The 15,612-nt window shown below is 57.1% G+C and carries 15 protein-coding genes; 9 read left to right on the plus strand and 6 right to left on the minus strand.

What is annotated here, in order from left to right; genetic code table 11:
* The first annotated feature begins 128 nt into the window (after positions 1-128).
* The 9 genes from IV493_RS06805 to IV493_RS06845 all read left to right on the plus strand — a co-directional run bounded on the left by IV493_RS06805 (position 129) and on the right by IV493_RS06845 (position 10,378).
* The gene (locus IV493_RS06805; RefSeq protein WP_013358228.1) at positions 129-1,691 is read left to right on the plus strand and encodes a methyl-accepting chemotaxis protein; all 1,563 of its coding nucleotides are present in this window, start codon (positions 129-131) and stop codon (positions 1,689-1,691) included.
* Positions 1,692-1,795: 104 nt separating this feature from the next.
* Positions 1,796-3,472 carry a methyl-accepting chemotaxis protein gene (locus IV493_RS06810; RefSeq protein WP_195857961.1) on the plus strand — a complete coding sequence of 559 codons (1,677 nt, stop codon included), beginning with the start codon at positions 1,796-1,798 and terminating at the stop codon, positions 3,470-3,472.
* An 80-nt stretch (positions 3,473-3,552) separates the two neighbouring features.
* The gene (gene cheR, locus IV493_RS06815) at positions 3,553-4,425 is read left to right on the plus strand and encodes a protein-glutamate O-methyltransferase CheR (protein WP_013358226.1); all 873 of its coding nucleotides are present in this window, start codon (positions 3,553-3,555) and stop codon (positions 4,423-4,425) included.
* Positions 4,425-5,474 (plus strand): chemotaxis response regulator protein-glutamate methylesterase, encoded by a 1,050-nt coding sequence (locus IV493_RS06820; RefSeq protein ID WP_013358225.1) that lies wholly within the window; start codon positions 4,425-4,427, stop codon positions 5,472-5,474. The genes cheR and IV493_RS06820 overlap by 1 nt, the downstream gene beginning before the upstream one ends.
* 39 nt (positions 5,475-5,513) lie before the next feature.
* Positions 5,514-5,903 (plus strand): chemotaxis response regulator CheY, encoded by a 390-nt coding sequence (gene cheY / locus IV493_RS06825; protein WP_010258559.1) that lies wholly within the window; start codon positions 5,514-5,516, stop codon positions 5,901-5,903.
* 9 nt (positions 5,904-5,912) lie between these two features.
* The gene (cheZ, locus tag IV493_RS06830) at positions 5,913-6,554 is read left to right on the plus strand and encodes a protein phosphatase CheZ (protein ID WP_013358224.1); all 642 of its coding nucleotides are present in this window, start codon (positions 5,913-5,915) and stop codon (positions 6,552-6,554) included.
* Between the two features lie 188 nt (positions 6,555-6,742).
* A complete protein-coding gene (flhB, locus tag IV493_RS06835; protein ID WP_013358223.1) occupies positions 6,743-7,894 on the plus strand; it encodes a flagellar biosynthesis protein FlhB in 1,152 nt (383 codons plus the stop codon).
* A complete protein-coding gene (gene flhA / locus IV493_RS06840; protein WP_195857962.1) occupies positions 7,887-9,986 on the plus strand; it encodes a flagellar biosynthesis protein FlhA in 2,100 nt (699 codons plus the stop codon). The genes flhB and flhA overlap by 8 nt, the downstream gene beginning before the upstream one ends.
* Positions 9,986-10,378 (plus strand): flagellar protein FlhE, encoded by a 393-nt coding sequence (locus IV493_RS06845; RefSeq protein WP_195857963.1) that lies wholly within the window; start codon positions 9,986-9,988, stop codon positions 10,376-10,378. The genes flhA and IV493_RS06845 overlap by 1 nt, the downstream gene beginning before the upstream one ends.
* Positions 10,379-10,536: 158 nt before the next feature.
* On the opposite strand, the gene IV493_RS06850 is transcribed toward IV493_RS06845, so the two are convergent.
* From IV493_RS06850 to IV493_RS18615, 6 genes are all read right to left on the minus strand, one after another.
* A complete protein-coding gene (locus IV493_RS06850; protein WP_033783335.1) occupies positions 10,537-10,869 on the minus strand; it encodes a HigA family addiction module antitoxin in 333 nt (110 codons plus the stop codon).
* A gap of 66 nt (positions 10,870-10,935) precedes the next feature.
* A complete protein-coding gene (locus tag IV493_RS06855) occupies positions 10,936-11,250 on the minus strand; it encodes a type II toxin-antitoxin system RelE/ParE family toxin (RefSeq protein ID WP_195857964.1) in 315 nt (104 codons plus the stop codon).
* A 74-nt stretch (positions 11,251-11,324) separates the two neighbouring features.
* The gene (locus IV493_RS06860; protein WP_147789041.1) at positions 11,325-12,323 is read right to left on the minus strand and encodes an aldo/keto reductase; all 999 of its coding nucleotides are present in this window, start codon (positions 12,321-12,323) and stop codon (positions 11,325-11,327) included.
* Positions 12,324-12,447: 124 nt separating this feature from the next.
* Positions 12,448-13,395: a LysR family transcriptional regulator gene (locus IV493_RS06865; protein ID WP_195857965.1), complete on the minus strand. Its 948-nt coding sequence runs from the start codon at positions 13,393-13,395 to the stop codon at positions 12,448-12,450.
* 90 nt (positions 13,396-13,485) lie between these two features.
* Positions 13,486-15,216 carry an arginine--tRNA ligase gene (argS, locus tag IV493_RS06870; protein WP_033732941.1) on the minus strand — a complete coding sequence of 577 codons (1,731 nt, stop codon included), beginning with the start codon at positions 15,214-15,216 and terminating at the stop codon, positions 13,486-13,488.
* Between the two features lie 210 nt (positions 15,217-15,426).
* Complete coding sequence (locus tag IV493_RS18615) at positions 15,427-15,549, minus strand: hypothetical protein (protein ID WP_009089698.1); 123 nt, start codon at positions 15,547-15,549, stop codon at positions 15,427-15,429.
* Positions 15,550-15,612: the final 63 nt, after the last annotated feature.

Here is a 15,612-nt window from a genome sequence, read left to right on the forward strand (position 1 = left end):
CCGCACTCTCTTTTGATAAAAATAATTACAAAAGCCCGCTATCGCCTGAAAGCGCCGAAAAGCATTAATTAATCGCCAGAACCCGCCGATATAGCCGCTGCACCTTAATCAACCTGCAGGGGAACGAGATGTTAAAAAAAATAAAAGTGGTCACCAGTTTAATCGCCGTACTGGTTATCTTTGGCGCGCTTCAGCTGATTTCTGGCAGCCTTTTCTGGTCGGCGCTGAATAATGATAAAGAGGCGTTTGCGCTGTCGCAGATTTCTAATCGCAACGTCACGTCGATGACAGATGCCTATATCGCCCTGAACAACAGCCGTACCACGCTGAACCGCGCCATGCTGCGCTTACAGACCAGCATGGCATCGCAGATGAATGGCGGTCAGCTCGACGATCTGATGAACAAAGCCAACGCCCAGCTGGTGGAGGCCGACCGTCACTTTAAAATCTATTACGATCTGCCCGCCACGCCGGGGCTTGAAGTGGCGCTGCGTGACAAACTCGAAGCGGATTACGCGCAATATGAAAAAGGGCTGAAAGGCATGGTCACCAGCCTGCAGGCCCGCGATCTGGAAGGGATGTTTAAACAGAATATTGAACAGAAACAGGTCGCGATGCAGGGCAGCTACGGTGAGTGGCGTGCACGTCAGACCGAGCTTTCCGATCAGGGCATGGCACAGAACCATAAAGCCTTTACTCAGATGATGTGGCTGCTGGGCACCATTGGCGTCGCGGTAATCGTGGTGATCCTGGCCTGCTGGTTTGGCCTGCGTCAGGTTCTGATTCAGCCACTGCAACAGCTGCTGGCGCAGATTCGCGCTATCGCCTCCGGCGATTTGACCCAGCCGATTGTGGTTGAGGGCCGTAATGAGATGAGCCAGCTGGCTGCCGGCATCCAGGAGATGCAGCAATCGCTGGTGATGACGGTCGGTAATGTGCGTGACGGCTCTGACGCCATCTTCACTGGTGCCAGCGAAATTGCCGCCGGTAATAACGACCTGTCAGCCCGCACCGAAGAGCAGGCCGCCTCGCTGGAGCAGACTGCGGCCAGCATGGAACAGCTCACCGCCACGGTGAAACAGAATGCTGACAACGCCCGTCAGGCCTCGCAGCTGGCGCTGACCGCCTCTGAAACCGCGCAGCAGGGCGGCAAAGTGGTGAATGGCGTGGTGACGACCATGAAAGAGATTGCGGGCAGCTCGAAGAAGATTGCTGACATCATCAGCGTGATCGACGGTATCGCCTTCCAGACCAACATCCTGGCGCTGAATGCCGCGGTTGAAGCGGCGCGTGCCGGTGAACAGGGTCGCGGTTTTGCGGTAGTGGCCGGTGAAGTGCGCAGCCTGGCACAGCGCAGTGCTCAGGCCGCCAAAGAGATCAAAGGCCTGATTGAGGACTCAGTGTCTCGCGTTAACAGCGGTTCACTGCAGGTTGAAAGCGCCGGCAGCACCATGAATGAGATTGTGGGTGCCGTGACCCGCGTGACCGACATCATGGGCGAGATCGCCTCTGCATCAGACGAGCAGAGCCGCGGTATTGAGCAGGTCGGTCTGGCCGTCACCGAAATGGATCGCGTGACCCAGCAGAACGCCTCGCTGGTGGAGGAGTCTGCCGCTGCCGCCGCCGCACTGGAGCAGCAGGCCAGCGTCCTCACTCAGGCCGTTTCGGTTTTCAAAATTTCCCGCGCCTGATTTCTGCCTTTCAGCGTGGCGGCGGTTTAAAGCCGTTGCCACGCATAAAGTTCCCCCCGACGCCGCCGATAAATAAACACGAATCGCCAACCAATGAGGTGTTTATGTTTAGTCGAGTACGCGTTGTTTCCGGCCTGCTGTGTGTGCTGGCGCTGTTTGCGCTGCTGCAGCTGTTTTCCGGCGGAATGTTTTTCAAAACTGTCAGTTCAGATAAAGAGAATTTTGCCTACAACCAGCGTCTGAATACGTTGCAACAGGCGATGGGCACCTCATGGGTTTCGCTGGTTCAGGCGCGTAACACCCTTAACCGCGCCGGTATCCGTTTTCTGCAGGATGCGCAGATGTCGGGATCGGGCGCCAGCGTAAAAGAGCTGGTTGCACTGGCGGGCGAGGAGCTGAAACAGGCTGAAATCAACTATCAGATTTTCAACGATAACCTGTCAGAACAGGGTAAAACGGCTGAAAACGTCGTGGCATTGCAGGCGAACTATAAGGCCTATCACGATGCGCTGGCAGAGCTGATGGTGTTCTTCACCACCGGCAACTTCAAAGGGTTTGTGGATCAGCCAACGCAGAGTTTCCAGGACAAGTTTCAGAAAGATTACAGCGCCTGGCTGGAGAACAACAAAGCCCTGTCACAGCAGGGCGTGGAAGCTAACCAGCAGGCTTATAGCCGCTCCATCACTATCGTCATCGCCACGCTGGCCGTGACGTTGCTGATGATTATCCTGGTGTGGAACGTGATGCGTTCAGTGCTGATCCGTCCTCTGCGTCAGAGCATTGAGCATATCCAGCACATCGCGCGTGGCGATCTGACCCAGCCGGTTGAAGTTACCGTGCGCAACGAAATTGGTGAGTTACTGACGTCACTGCAGCATATGCAGCAGGAGCTGGCACGCACTGTCCGCACCGTGCGTGACGGCTCAGATGCCATCTATACCGGTGCCAGCGAAATCTCCATCGGTAACAACGATCTCTCCTCGCGTACCGAACAGCAGGCCGCCTCGCTGGAGCAGACCGCTGCCAGCATGGAGCAGCTCACCGCGACCGTGAAGCAGAATGCCGAAAACGCCCGTCAGGCGTCGAAGCTGGCGCTGACCGCCTCGGAAACCGCGCAGCAGGGCGGCAAAGTGGTGGATGGCGTGGTCACCACCATGAAAGAGATTGCGGGCAGCTCCAAGAAGATTGCCGATATTACCAGCGTGATTGACGGCATTGCCTTCCAGACCAACATCCTGGCACTGAACGCGGCGGTTGAAGCCGCTCGCGCCGGTGAGCAGGGGCGCGGCTTTGCCGTCGTGGCGGGTGAAGTACGCAGCCTTGCGCAGCGCAGCGCCCAGGCCGCCAAAGAGATCAAGGGTCTTATTGAGGATTCCGTAAGCCGCGTTAATACCGGCTCGGTGCTGGTAGAGAGCGCCGGTGACACCATGAGCAACATCGTCAGCGCCGTCACACGCGTCACCGACATCATGGGCGAGATCGCCTCTGCGTCAGACGAACAGAGCCGTGGCATTGACCAGGTGGGCCTTGCGGTCACCGAGATGGATCGCGTCACGCAGCAGAACGCCTCACTGGTTGAAGAGTCAGCGGCAGCGGCTGCAGCGCTCGAAGATCAGGCAAGTCACTTAAAACAAGCGGTATCAGTGTTCAATATTGGTAAAGAATTTGTCGCGCAGGCCGTTAACAAGACAACGGCGACAAAAACGCTCCAGTCAGATGCACCGTTAGCCGTTGGTCGTTCGTCTGCGGTACGCAGCGACGACAACTGGGAAACCTTTTAATCGCCCGTGGCCCGGCCGCCATTGAGCCGCCGGGCATCGCAGCAGACAGTTAATGTATTCAGTTCGGGCCAGGTGCAGAGATGAAAAAATCGACGATTTTAGATCAAAATGAGACGACAACGCTGCTGTCGCAGATGGTGCAGCGTTTACCGCTCTCCGATACGCATTTTCGCCGTATCAGCCAGCTGATCTATCAGCGTGCCGGTATCGTACTGGCCGATCACAAGCGTGAGATGGTTTATAACCGTCTGGTTCGTCGCCTGCGCACGCTGAATATCGATGATTTCGGTCGTTACCTGGCGCTGCTGGAGTCTGATCCGAACAGTGCCGAGTGGCAGGCGTTTATCAACGCCCTGACCACCAACCTGACCGCGTTCTTCCGCGAAGCGCATCACTTCCCGATTCTGGCGGAGCATGCACGTAAGCGCCAGGGCAACTTCAGCGTCTGGAGTACCGCGGCGTCAACCGGTGAGGAGCCTTATTCCATCGCCATGACATTGGCCGAAACGCTGGGTACCGGGCCAGGTAAATTCCAGGTCCATGCCAGCGATATCGACACGCAGGTGCTGGAAAAAGCGGTATCGGGTGTTTATCGCCAGGAGGAGCTGCGCACGCTGTCACCGGCGCAAATGCAGCGTTTCTTCCTGCGCGGCACCGGTCCGCACGCCGGAATGGTGCGGGCGCGTCCCGAGCTGACCAACCTCGTCACCTATGCACAGCTTAACTTGCTGGCCAACGACTGGGCGCTGCCGGGTCAGTTCGACGCTATTTTCTGTCGCAATGTGATGATCTATTTCGATAAAGAGACGCAGGAGAAGATTCTGCGTCGGTTTGTCCCGCTGCTGAAGCCGGGTGGCATCCTGTTCGCCGGGCACTCAGAAAACTTCAGTCAGATCAGTAAAGAGTTCTGGCTGCGCGGACAAACCGTCTATGGACTGACGAAGGAAAGATGATGAGCAAAATCACCGTGATGTGCGTAGATGACTCTGCGCTGATGCGGCAGTTGATGACCGAGATCATCAACAGCCATCCGGATATGGAGATGGTCGCTACGGCGCCCGATCCGCTGGTCGCCCGCGATTTGATCAAGCAGTTCAATCCGCAGGTGCTGACGCTGGATGTGGAAATGCCGCGCATGGATGGCCTCGATTTCCTGGAAAAACTGATGCGGTTACGGCCAATGCCGGTGGTGATGGTTTCATCGCTGACCGGAAAAGGCTCCGAAATCACCCTGCGGGCGCTGGAACTGGGGGCGGTGGATTTCGTCACCAAACCCCAGCTCGGCATCCGCGAAGGCATGCTGGCCTACAGCCAGATGATTGGCGACAAAATCCGCGCGGCGGCCCGGGCCCGACTGCACAACCGTGCTGCGATGCCGGTGCCGGCGACGCTAAAAGCGGGGCCACTGCTGAGTAGTGAGAAGCTGATTGCGATTGGCTCCTCTACCGGCGGCACCGAGGCGATTCGCCACGTGCTGCAGCCGTTACCGGCGACCAGCCCGGCGTTGCTGATTACCCAGCATATGCCGCCAGGCTTTACCCGCTCTTTTGCCGAGCGTCTGAACAAGCTGTGTCAGATCACGGTGAAAGAGGCCGAAGACGGTGAGCGTATTCTGCCAGGGCACGCCTATATCGCGCCAGGCGCAATGCACATGGAGCTGGCCCGAAGTGGTGCCAACTATGTGGTGAAACTGAATGAAGGACCCCCGGTTAACCGGCACAAACCCTCTGTGGATGTGCTGTTTAAATCGGTGGCGATTAACGCCGGACGAAATGCGGTGGGGGTCATCCTTACCGGCATGGGCAACGACGGTGCCGCCGGGATGCTGGAAATGCATCGGGCAGGTGCCTGGACTATCGCCCAGAACGAAGCCAGCTGTGTGGTATTTGGCATGCCGCGTGAGGCTATTGCCACAGGCGGCGTGAGTGAAGTCGTGGATTTAAGCAACATCAGCCAGCATATGCTGGCGAAAATTAGCGCCGGACAGGCATTGCGTATTTAACAGGCCCGTCCCGCCGGGCGAGACAACTCAGGAGTAGATATGGCTGATAAAAACATGCGCTTTTTGGTAGTAGACGACTTCAATACGATGCGTCGTATTGTGCGTAACCTGCTGAAAGAGCTGGGCTTCAATAACGTAGAAGAAGCGGAAGATGGTGTGGATGCCCTCGGCAAACTGAAAGCGGGTGGCTTCGACTTTGTGATTTCCGACTGGAACATGCCAAACATGGATGGCCTGCAGCTGCTGCAGACTATTCGTGCCGACGCGGCGATGAGTTCGCTGCCGGTGCTGATGGTGACCGCGGAAGCCAAGAAAGAGAACATTATCGCCGCCGCCCAGGCGGGAGCCAGCGGATATGTCGTGAAGCCATTCACTGCGGCAACCCTGGAAGAGAAGCTGGGTAAAATTTTCGAAAAACTGGGCATGTAAGGGGATGTGATGAGCGACTTTCCGAAACCAACTGAGGATGCCGCGGCACACGACATCATTTCACGTATTGGCTCACTGACGCGCATGCTGCGCGACAGTCTGCGCGAGCTGGGGCTGGATAAAGCCATTGCCGATGCAGCTGAAGCCATTCCTGATGCCCGCGATCGTCTTGATTATGTGGTGCAGATGACGGCGCAGGCCGCCGACCGTGCGCTGAACTGTGTTGAAGCAGCACAACCCCATCAGGATAAGATGGAAGCCGGGGCAACCCAGCTGAAAGGGCGTTGGGATGCGTGGTTTGAGAACCCGATCGAACTGGGTGATGCGCGGGAGTTGGTGACGGATACGCGCGAATTCCTCACCGCCGTGCCTGAGCACACCGCCTTTACCAACAAGCAGCTGCTTGAAATCATGATGGCGCAGGATTTCCAGGACCTGACCGGTCAGGTGATCAAGCGCATGATGGATGTGATCCAGGAAATTGAGCGCCAGCTGTTAATGGTGCTGCTGGAGAACATGCCAGAAGTCAGCGCTGAGAAGCGTCAGGAAGGCACCAGCCTGCTGAATGGACCGCAGATCCACGCCGATGCACCGGGCGTGGTGGCGAACCAGGATCAGGTTGATGACCTGCTGGACAGCTTAGGGTTCTAAGCTTCGTCCGCCTGCGGGCGGACAAAACGGCTCCCGGCGTCATAAAACAGGGTCACCTTCGGGTGGCCCCGTTCCGCATTGTCAGACCCATCCCCGAAAGAACGCCTGTTTTCCCCATCTTATCTCCGCTTTAACTTAAGCCAGATTTGGCATCCTATGCTCAGAATTCCTGCCAACCGAGGTTTGTCGTGGCTGAAGATAGCGACGAAGACAAAACAGAATCGCCCACGGCCCACCGACTTGAGAAAGCGCGTGAAGAGGGCCAGATTCCGCGTTCGCGCGAACTGACGTCACTGCTGATGCTGCTGGCCGGCATCATGATCCTGTGGATGGGCGGCAACATGATGGCGCACCGGCTGGCGGCCATGGTCGCCACCGGACTCCGTTTTGACCACGGCATGGTCAGGGATGACAAAATTATCGTCAGCCACATCGGTAGCCTGATCACCCAGGCACTGATGGCGCTGCTGCCGCTGATGGGCGGTCTGGTGCTGGTGGCGATTGCCGCGCCCATGCTGCTGGGCGGACTTGTTTTCAGCGGTAAATCGATCAAGTTCGACCTGAAGAAGATGAGCCCGATGGCGGGGTTCAAACGGATGTTCGCCGCGCAGGCCTGGACCGAACTGTTTAAAGGCATCCTCAAAACCATTCTGGTGGGCGCAGTGGGCTGGTGGTACATCTGGAGCCACTGGCCGGAGATGCTGCGGCTGATCAGTGAGGCGCCCGTCACCGCGCTGATTCACGGCATGGAGATGATCGCGGTCTGCTGTTCACTGGTGATGCTCGGGCTGATCCCGATGGTGGGATATGACGTCTTCTGGCAGCTCTACAGCCACTTCAAAAAGCTGAAGATGTCGATGCAGGAGATCCGCGACGAGCATAAGCAGCAGGAAGGTGACCCGCACGTTAAAGGGCGTATCCGACAGCAGATGCGCGCCGCCGCGCGACGCAGAATGATGGCCGATGTGCCAAAAGCCGATGTCATCGTCACCAACCCGACGCACTACTCGGTGGCATTGCAGTACAACGAGAAGAAGATGAGCGCGCCGAAGGTTGTGGCCAAAGGTGCGGGCGAGATCGCCCTGAGAATTCGTGAACTGGCTGCCGAACACCGCATCCCGGTTCTGGAAGCACCGCCGCTGGCGCGTGCGCTATACCGACATACCGAAATTGGTCAGCACATCCCCGGCGCGCTCTATGCTGCCGTGGCCGAAGTACTGGCGTGGGTCTGGCAGTCGCGTCGCTGGAAGCGCGAAGGCGGCCTGATCCCAACCAAACCAAAAAACCTGCCGGTTCCGGCAGAGATGGACTTTGCAGGAGAGAGCAAAAACGATGGCTAATAACCTGGCCGCAAAACTACGTTTACCGGGCAACTTTAAAGATATGCAGTGGCAGGTGCTGGCTGGTCCGGTGCTGATCCTGATGATCCTGTCGATGATGGTTCTGCCATTACCGCCGTTCATCCTTGATCTGCTGTTCACCTTTAACATTGCGCTGTCGATCATGATCCTGCTGGTGTCGATGTTCACCCAGCGGACCCTGGAGTTTGCGGCGTTCCCGACCATTCTGCTGTTCTCTACTTTGCTGCGTCTGGCACTGAACGTGGCTTCAACCCGTATCATCCTGATGGATGGGCACACCGGTGCCGCCGCGGCAGGACAGGTCGTTGAAGCCTTCGGTCACTTCCTGGTGGGCGGTAACTTCGCCATCGGTATCGTGGTGTTTATCATCCTGGTCATCATCAACTTCATGGTTATCACCAAGGGTGCAGGTCGTATCGCCGAAGTGGGCGCGCGCTTTGTACTGGACGGGATGCCCGGTAAGCAGATGGCGATCGATGCCGACCTCAACGCCGGTCTGATCGGTGAAGATGAAGCTAAACGCCGCCGTGCTGAAGTGACCCAGGAAGCGGACTTCTACGGTTCGATGGACGGTGCCAGTAAGTTCGTTCGTGGTGATGCCGTCGCCGGTATCATGATCATGGTGATCAACGTCATCGGCGGCCTGCTGGTGGGTGTGGTGCAGCACGGTATGGATGTCGGGCACGCCGCAGAGACCTATACGCTGCTGACCATCGGTGATGGTCTGGTTGCCCAGATCCCGGCGCTGGTTATCTCTACTGCAGCCGGTGTTATCGTGACGCGCGTCGCCACCGATCAGGATGTCGGCGAGCAGATGGTTACCCAGCTGTTTAAGGATCCCCGCGTGCTGATGCTCAGCGCCGGGGTGATTGGCCTGCTGGGTCTGGTGCCTGGCATGCCTAACTTCGTCTTCCTGCTGTTCACCGCCGCCTTGCTGGGTCTGGCCTGGTGGCTGCGCGGACGCGAAACGCAGCCGAAGAAGAAAGTGGACGTTGCTGGCAGCATCAGCAACAAAGCGGCGGCGGACACGCCAGCCACCACCGAAGCCTCCTGGACCGATGTACAGCTGGAAGATACGCTGGGCATGGAAGTGGGCTATCGCCTGATTCCGATGGTCGATCATCAGCAAAACGGCGAGCTGCTGGGCCGTATCCGCAGTATTCGTAAGAAAGTTGCGCAGGATGTCGGTTTCCTGCCGCCGGTGGTGCATATCCGTGACAACATGGAGTTGCCACCTGCCCGCTATCGCATCCTGATGAAAGGGGTGGAGATTGGCAGTGGGGATGCCTATCCTGGCCGCTGGATGGCGATTAACCCGGGCACGGCTGCCGGCAGTCTGCCGGGGGAAGCGACTGTCGATCCAGCCTTTGGCCTGGCGGCAGTCTGGATCGACAGTGCGCTGAAAGAGCAGGCGCAGATTCAGGGCTTTACCGTGGTAGAAGCCAGTACTGTGGTGGCAACGCACCTCAACCATCTGATTGGCCAGTTCGCCAGCGAGCTGTTTGGCCGTCAGGAAGCGCAGCAGCTGCTGGATCGCGTGACGCAGGAGATGCCGAAGCTGACCGAAGATCTGGTGCCGGGGGTGATCTCACTGACCACGCTGCACAAGGTGCTGCAGAATCTGCTGGTGGAGCGGGTCTCGATTCGCGATATGCGCACCATTATTGAAACGCTGGCGGAGCATGCGCCGGTTCAGAGCGATCCGCAGGAGCTGACCAGCGTGGTGCGTGTGGCGCTGGGCCGTGCGATTACGCAGCAGTGGTTCCCGGGCAATGATGAGGTGCAGGTTATCGGACTGGATTCTACGCTTGAGCGTCTGCTGTTACAGGCACTGCAGGGCGGCGGTGGCCTGGAGCCGGGTCTGGCCGATAGGCTGTTAAGTCAGGCACAGGCGGCATTGCAGCGTCAGGAGATGCTGGGCGCACCGCCGGTGCTGCTGGTCAATCATCCGCTGCGTGCGCTGCTGGCGCGATTCCTGCGCCGCAATCTGCCTCAGCTGGTGGTGCTCTCGAATATGGAGCTGAGCGACAATCGCCAGATCCGTATGACTGCCACCATCGGAGGCAAATAATGCGCGGGCTGCTGATGGTGCTTTTCATGCTGCCGACGCTGGCTCAGGCAGCCGGTGGTGCCTGGAGCGCCACGGCCAACGGCCCGCTGCTGGCGAATCGCGGCAGCTGGCAACGGGCGCAGCCGCTGACGCCACCCGCCGATGTCGGCGGGGAGGTCAGCATCATTAACTGGCGTTATGAGCTGAGCAGATCTGCGCCGTCGGGTCTGGAAGTGCGGCTGTGCGGCGAGCAGCGCTGCACTACGCTTGAGGGTGCCAGCGGCACCACGCACGGGCTGGCACATCTCAACGCCGGTGAAACCCTGCATATGGTGTTTGGTTTTGCCGGCAGCGGGGCGCTGCCACCCGGATTGCGGGTGGTGAGCAGCGAAGTCATGGTCAATTACCAGTAAGCGTCTTGCTGCTGAGTTAATGAAAAGGGAGCCAGACGAACACCGTCTGGCTCCCTTTTTCATGATGGTGCTGGCTGTGAAATGATGTTGACCTGGCACGCCTGCCAGATGATGCACCTGTCCGACGCTCTGTCATGACCCAATGCGTGATAAAACTTTCACGCCACCTGATTCTCTTTCTGCGCCAGAAAATCCTTTAAGGGCGTTACGCGGCTGATCTCCTCCTGAGCCCTGGCGTCATGCATCACTTCCCAGATATCGACACTGTTTTGCAGGTTAAGCCAGAACTCAACGCTGGTGTCAAAGGCGGCGGCCAGCCTGAAAGCCATATCCGGCGTCAGCTTCCGATTGTTGTTCACCAGGGCACTGACCGTGTTGCGGTGCACCTTGAGCATCTCCGCTAAGTCGAGAATCTTCAGGCCGGTTGGCTCCAGATATTCGTAAAGTAATACATCGCCAACAGTGGTCGGTTTGCGGGTCGCCTGGTTCATAGTCTTGCTCTCTTTATTTACTGACAGAGGTTGATGATGCTGCATTACCGTTTTTTATGCAGCTCATCACTTGTGCGTTTTATAGCTATGCGCGTCCAGATAAAGGTCAACGGCCTTACCTTCTATCCACTTAAAGATCAGCCGATATTGCTCATTGACCCTGATCGAAGCGTATCCCTCAAGAGGCGGGTTCAGCTCCTCATAACGGTTGCCAGGCGGCGACCTCAGATCTTTAAAACTAATCGCTGCATTGATGATGTCGAGCTTTCGCGCCAATGAGGATGAGAGGGTTGAGGGTATTCTTTTAGAATATTTGCCATATAAAAAATAATTCTCAAGCCAGTCATCCCTGAAGCTTTCGATGTTTCTTAACGTCGCCACCTGATTACCTCCCTGTATCACGCTGAAAAGAGATTAACGCACCGCAGCACAGTGCGCAAGTGCCTAATATGTCTTCAGGCGTTAACTCCTTTCATTCCCTCCTCAGAGTAGCGGCCGCCTTTGACCTCAATCTGCTGATGAATCGTATTCAGCAACCGCACGTCGTCCTCTTCCAGCCTGATATCCGCGGCCTGCGCATTCTCAGTGAGATAAGCAATCTGTTTAGTGCCCGGTATCGGCACAATTTTCTCATACTGGGCCAGCAACCACGCCAGCGCAATCTGCCCGGTGGTGGCGTGATATTTTTCCGCCAGCGGCGTTACCGCGTTAAGAAGTTGCAGATTGTGGTCGATATTGTCCTGCTGGAAACGGTCATTATTTTTGCGGAAATCGTCTTCGGCAAAATCACTGTTGTTGCGATATTTACCCGTCAGAAAACCTCTGCCCAGCGGTGAGTAGGGCACCAGTCCGATGCCAAGCTTTTTCACCATCGGCAGAATCTCAGCTTCACTGTCACGCGTCCAGAGTGAATATTCTGTCTGCAGCGCGGCCAGCGGATGGATCGCGTGCGCCCGACTCAGCGTTGTAGCAGAGGCTTCACACAGCCCAATCCGGGCGATCTTCCCCTCCTGCACCAGACGGCTGAGACACTGCATACTCTCCTCAATCGGTGTCGCCGGACTGATGCGATGCAGATAAAAGAGATCGATACGCTCAACGCCCAGCCGTTCCAGGGAGGCATGGCAGCTGCGGGTGATGTAGTCGGGCTGATTATTGATGGTGCGGGCATAGGCCTCGTCCGCCGGACGCTCAATGCCACATTTGGTGGCGACGGTAAATTTCAGCCGTTCGGCTTTGCTCAGCCCGGCAAGAAACTGGCCTATCAACTGCTCGTTGTGGCCGCGCCCGTAAAGGTCGGCGGTATCGATAAAGGTGATATCCAGGTCGCGCAGCTGGCTGAGCAGTTGCAGGGAATGACGGTCATCGGTCTGACCATAAAATTCGCTGAGCCCCATTGCACCATAACCGATAGCGCTGACCTCCAGACCCTGAGTTAACGTTCGCTTTTTCATTGTCTCTCCTCGTAAGTGAGACGCGATTGTTTCACCGCACGCCAAAGCACGGAATTGCTCCTTCTGTCATGCAGAAAAGGTATCAGCGAGCTTCAGGCAATATGGGTACGGATAGCACAGCGCCTTAGCCGCACGGATGGGCGGGGGTTTCGGGTTCAGCAGGCTGCGAGAGTGCGATCAGCGCATTCACTACTGCCGCACTGGTTTCATCGGCGCGAATCGCCGCATAAACGTCAATTGCCAGCTGTTTAGCTGCATCTTCAGTCAGTGGCCGGTAACAGAGACCTGTCTGCTTGAAGGTGCATTTTGACTGCGGCATCAGCGCAAACCCTTTGCCTCTGGCGATGTGCGCCAGCATCAGCAGGGAATCTTCAGGCTCTCGCACCCGTTTCAGCGCGATGCTGAGCGTGGCGAAGTAGCGCTCGCATTTATCGTAAAACTGCGGATTGGCGCTGCGCGGAAACCAGAAAAGTGGAAGGTCAGCCAGCGCCTCCAGCGCAACGTTTTCAGACAGGCTGGCGGGATGTGCTGACGGCATCGCAACCCACAGTGGCTCACGGTATACCCAGGCGTACCGGACGGCATCTTCCGCTTCCGGACCTTTTTCCCCGGTCATGATCAAATCCAGGCTATTTTTCGCCAGGCTCTGCAGCAGCTGAGCCGAAGTGAGGCTGGGCATCTCCATCTCGTCGCTGGCATAAAACCCGGCGAGCTGCTTATTAAGCGGCGCGATGAGTTCGAAATTCAGCGTGCGGGTCAGCCCGATCCGCAGCTGTGCTGCGACAGGCTGCGCATCCTCTTTCAGCGCATTCAGTGCCATAAGGATCGCTTCCGCTTTCGTGACCAGCGCCCGGCCAGACTCTGTCAGGGTGACCTCATGCGTCGTACGGCTGAACAGCGGCTGGCCCAGCAGATCTTCCAGACTCTGAATATGACGGGTGAGCGGAGGCTGCGTCATGCTAAGGCGTTCTGCGGCCCGGCGAAAATTAAGCTCGTGCGCGACCGCCAGAAAGCACTGTAACTGTTTAATGGTGGGAAGGTGGCTGCTGATGAGATGCGCGGTTAAAGACATGGCGACATCCTGCTGCTGAAAGAGTGAGGGAGTGTAGGGGAAACGTGTGAAGTCAGCAACGGAGAGGGAATTCCCTCTCCGTTCCGGCGATTACATGCGCTCGACGGTGTCGATACCCAGCGTATCCAGACCCTGCTTCAGCGTCTTCGCGGTCAGCGCGGCCAGCTGCAGTCGGCTCAGACGCGTCGCGTCTGATTCTGCGCTGAGAATCGGGCAGTGCTCGTAGAAGCCAGAGAACAGACCGGCCAGATCGTAGAGATAAGCACACATCACGTGTGGCGTACCGTCGCGCGCCACCTGCGTGATAACCTCTTCGAACTGCAGCAGACGGGTTGCCAGCTGTGCTTCGCGCTCTTCGCTAATCACGATCTCTGCATCCAGCGAATCGGCATCAATGCCGGCCTTGCGGAATACGGAGAGCACGCGGGTGTAGGCGTACTGCATGTAAGGCGCCGTGTTGCCTTCAAACGCCAGCATGTTGTCCCAGTCGAAGATGTAGTCGGTGGTGCGGCTTTTTGACAGGTCAGCGTATTTTACCGCGCTGATGCCCATCACTTCCGCCAGCGCTTTGACTTCCGCTTCGCTCATTTCCGGGTTCTTCTCACGCACCAGCGTGTAGGCACGCTGCCAGGCTTCGTCCAGCAGATCGGAGAGCTTGATAGTGCCGCCGCTGCGGGTTTTAAACGGACGGCCATCTTTGCCCAGCATCATGCCAAACGCATGGTGCTCCAGCGGTACCGATTCCGGCACATAACCCGCCTTACGCACGATAGTCCACGCCTGAACCAGATGCTGATGCTGACGGGAGTCGATGTAATAGAGCACACGATCGGCTTTCAGCGTTTCGTAACGGTATTTCGCACAGGCAATGTCAGTCGTGGTGTAGAGGTAACCGCCATCCTTTTTCTGGATGATGACGCCCATCGGCTCACCTTCTTTGTTCTGGAATTCATCCAGGAACACCACGGTTGCGCCTTCACTTTCAACAGCCAGACCTTTCTGTTTCAGATCGGCAACAATGCCAGGCAGCATATCGTTATAAAGGCTTTCACCCATCACGTCATTGCGCGTCAGCGTAACGTTCATGCGGTCATAGATTTTCTGGTTCTGACTCATGGTGATGTCGACCAGCTTCTTCCACATCTGGCGGCAGTACTCATCGCCGCCCTGTAATTTCACCACGTAACCGCGCGCGCGCTCGGCAAACTCAGGATCTTCATCGTAGGTGCGCTTGGCTTCACGGTAGAAGCCTTCGAGATCGGCCAGCGCCATCTCAGCGTGATTTTCATTCTGCTGTTTTTCCAGAAACGCAATCAGCATGCCGAACTGCGTACCCCAGTCGCCAACGTGGTTCGCCCGGATCACCTTGTGGCCCAGAAACTCCAGCGTTCGCACCGCCGCATCACCAATGATGGTGGAGCGGATGTGACCTACGTGCATCTCTTTCGCAACGTTGGGCGCAGAGTAGTCGACCACAATGGTCTGGGGTTCGGCCAGTTGCACACCAAGACGCGGCAGACTCAGTGCTTCGCGGGCATGCTTTGCCAGCCAGTTGTGGTCGAGGAAGATGTTGATGAAACCCGGTCCGGCAATTTCAACTTTGCTGGCGATGCCGGTCAGGTCGAGGTGCTGAATCACCGCTTCCGCTAATTGTCGCGGTGCCTGTCCCAGCTTTTTCGCCACGGCCATAATGCCGTTGGCCTGATAGTCTCCAAACTGAACCCGGGCAGACTGGCGAACCTGCGGTTCGCAATCGGTGGGTGCGCCGGCTAAAACCATTGCCTGACTGACTTTTGCGGAAAGAAGTGCCTGAATATTCACCGAGTTACCTTCATGTGCTGAACAACGCCCGCACCAAAAAGCCGGGCTGTCATCATCTTGCCTGTGCGCATCGCGTAACGAATTGGCAGAAACGGATGGGGCAGACAAAACGGAAAAAAATGAGGGGAAAAGTATACGTGAAATGTGGGTGGGCGTCAGCAGTTGGATGAAGCGGGGAAACAGAGCTGAAGAAGATGTTTCCCGGAGGCGTTAACGACGTCGCAGATGACGGCGTGGGTTCTTTACGCTTTTATCTTCGCGCACCTTCCAATGGCGGGAAATTGCAAACCCCATCAGTGCGATCAGGACAGCGACAACGATGAGCATAGACATAGAGCCATTCCTTTTGGTTGTGTTAGGTCAAATTTATAGGAAGGCGGGGGAGGCTGCAATTGT

The organism is Pantoea sp. SM3640, assembly GCF_015654165.1.
GTDB lineage: Bacteria > Pseudomonadota > Gammaproteobacteria > Enterobacterales > Enterobacteriaceae > Pantoea > Pantoea vagans.